This is a genomic window from Actinoplanes subtropicus, assembly GCF_000721705.1.
Classification (GTDB): domain Bacteria; phylum Actinomycetota; class Actinomycetes; order Mycobacteriales; family Micromonosporaceae; genus Actinoplanes; species Actinoplanes subtropicus.
In genome coordinates this window covers 1-1,190 of record NZ_JOJL01000131.1, presented here as the reverse complement: position 1 = coordinate 1,190, position 1,190 = coordinate 1, and the positions used below count along the sequence as shown (strand labels likewise).

Below are 1,190 nucleotides of genomic sequence, written 5' to 3'. Positions count from 1 at the left end.
CTTCAACTCGTAACCCGGCACCAGCCCACCCTGCTCATCGACCGCGAGCGTCACCGTGGCCACCGGCCCGTCATAGGCCACCCGCCAATGCCGATACCGGTCCGGGCCGGTGGCGAAGTCCACGATCATGTCAGGCCAGGCCCTCCTCGAGCAGGTGGACGTAGTCGAACTCGACGGGCTGGTCGTTGATGCCGGTGCGGGGCGGGGCGATCCAGCCGGCGAACTTGCCGTACTCGTACTCGGGGACCATCAGCGACGCGACGGCGGCCCGGTCGGCGTCGCCGGGCAGCCAGTCGGCGACCCGTGCCGCCCAGGTCGCTTCGTCGAGCACCTCGCCGGTCGGCGAGACGTGGTGGCCGGCGTAGACGCCCACCTTCCGGTTGAAGCCCTCGTGCGGCAGGATCAGCCGCTCGGTCACGCCGGCCGCCTCGAGCACCTGGTTCCACCGCTTGACGCCGGCGGCGCAGTCGGCCGCGTACTCGTCGCGCAGGTCCAGGTTGAGGGCGTTCAGCAGCGGCACGGTGCGGGTGCGGAGCTCGCCGTCCTCGACGTAGCTCATCTCGCGGGTGGCGCCGATCAGGACGTGGTCGTCGCGGCGGCGCGGCTCCATCCAGCGGCCCTTGAGCCCGGCGGTGTAGTAGTTGCCCGCATTGGTGGACTGCTCCGAGCCGAACAGGTCGAGCGAGACCGAATACTGGAAGTTCAGGTACTTCTGGATGATGTCGAGCGGGATCCCCCCGTACGCAAGAATGTCTCTGGTCTGGTGTTCGGCCATCAATTCCGCGGTGCGCTCGACCGTCCGCTGCACGCCCGTGACGCCCACGAACATGTGGTGCGCCTCTTCCTTCAACATGAATTGGCAGGTGCGCGCCAGCGGGTCGAAGGCCGATTCCTTGAGCGTGCCGAGCTGGTATTTGCCGTCCCGGTCGGTGAAGTAGGTGAACATGAAGAACTGCAGCCAATCGGTGGTCGCCTCGTTGAAAGCCCCGAGGATGCGGGGCGCGTCGAGGTCGCCGGAGTTGCGTTTGAGCAGTTGCTCGGCCTCCTCCCGGCCCTCCCGGCCGAAATAGGCGTGCAGGAGGTAGACCATCGCCCAGAGGTGCCGGCCCTCCTCGACATTGACCTGGAACAGGTTGCGCAGGTCGTAGATGCTCGGCGCGGTGTTGCCGAGGATGCGTTGTTGTTCGACG

1 protein-coding gene is annotated in these 1,190 nt (G+C 67.2%); it reads right to left on the bottom strand.

Features of this window, described 5'->3' with window-relative positions; all coding sequences use genetic code 11:
- Positions 1 to 130 precede the first annotated feature (130 nt).
- The coding region (boxB, locus tag IH26_RS0152455; RefSeq protein WP_030443806.1) for a benzoyl-CoA 2,3-epoxidase subunit BoxB at positions 131 to 1,190 on the bottom strand (1,060 nt) is incomplete at its 5' end.